Annotated in this window: 1 protein-coding gene and 1 pseudogene; both read right to left on the reverse strand. The window is 33.3% G+C overall.

What is annotated here, in order from left to right; genetic code table 11:
* Positions 1-12: 12 nt before the first annotated feature.
* Entirely contained in the window at positions 13-726 is a 714-nt protein-coding gene (locus tag A5875_RS15170) for a GntR family transcriptional regulator (protein ID WP_088934363.1), read from the reverse strand.
* A 141-nt stretch (positions 727-867) separates the two neighbouring features.
* Positions 868-1,417: pseudogene (locus tag A5875_RS15175) on the reverse strand (hypothetical protein); the annotation flags it as partial.

Here is a 1,417-nt window from a genome sequence, read left to right on the forward strand (position 1 = left end):
TTCATTGAGAAACTATTTATATATTGTTTGAACTAAAAAGAAATTTTTTGTTTGATATTTCGAAAAACCCACGTTAAAAGGTTTTCCATTCTCAAGACAAGCGATAACTTCCATGTTAACTAAAGCTGTATTCAATTCAACATCTAAATATTTTGCAAATTCTTCAGTGGCGTTTTCAGCTACGATTTTTTGGTCAACATATGAAAAACTTATATCTTCGCTTTCTAAGTATTCATAGATGGATCCTTCAGCAACGGTTTTCGATATGTTTGGAATGATTTGAGCATCAAAAAATTCCAGCTCGTAGCAAATTGCTATGTTATCAGCATAGCGAATTCTTTCTACTTTCCAAGTAAGAGTATTTACAGGGACATGTAATAATTGAGCGATTTGTGTGTCAGCTGGAACTTTTTCTAAAGATAAAAGCTTTGTTGAAGGAGTTAGCCCTCTTTTTTTTGCTTCAGAACTGAATCCAATACCACTCTTAAAGCCAAAATATTTTGGCAATGGATTTACAAAAGTTCCTACTCCTTTTTTCTTACTCAGGATTTTATCACTCACTAATTCTTCTAAGCCTTTTCTTACTGTCACTCTTGATACATCTAATTTAGCAGAGAGTTCCATCTCTGATTCTATCATCTGATGAGGCTGATAGATTCCATTTTCAATATTCGAAAGTATGTAGTTAACTACAAGTTCATACTTTGTTTTTGTATTATTTTTCATAAGATTCACTCTCCTAGCTTTATTATTTCAGAATAGATCATTCATGAGAGATTAACAATAAGAAATGTAATTGATTTTTAAAGAAAAAAGCTGTCAAACATAGATTGACTACTCGACAGCATTTTTCCTATTAAATTTTTTCTACCAACCGTATTTCTCTGGCCCCCATTCTTTTGTGGTCAATTCTTGCTTTTGAAAAACTATTTTTTTGTGTTCGATATCTTTAGCAACAATTAGTCCAGGAGAAAGAGCACAATTAGAGCCAACTTTACATCCGGGAAGAAAAATGTTATTTATCCCAGTCCTAGTGAAATCCCCTAAAAATAGAGCATTAGTATTTTTTCCGGTATACATTTTTCCAGCGATTCGTTGTGGTTGTTCGGTATCGTTAAAGCGCAGTATCCCTGTAACGCACGCAGCTGCAATATCAACATAATTCCCTACAACTCCAAATATCTCACTATAATGTATAGCGGAGACACCTCTCATTGTTAGTCCTTTTATCTCGGCATTGTGCCCAATTTTATTCTCCAATCCTATTATGGTCTTTTCTCCAACTTTCGCGTAATCCTTAATATAAGTATGATCGCCTATATAAGTATCACCCTCAAGAATAACCCCGTTATCAATCAGAACATTATTTCCAATAACAACATTTCCATTAATAACTACATTTTTACCTATGGTAGTG

This window comes from Enterococcus sp. 3H8_DIV0648, from assembly GCF_002140655.1.
Taxonomy (GTDB): domain Bacteria; phylum Bacillota; class Bacilli; order Lactobacillales; family Enterococcaceae; genus Enterococcus_A; species Enterococcus_A hulanensis.

What these genes read in the sequence shown, in the direction of transcription:
- A5875_RS15170 (WP_088934363.1), bottom strand. Translation starts at nt 726, where the DNA reads ATGAAAAATAATACAAAAACAAAGTATGAACTTGTAGTTAACTACATA.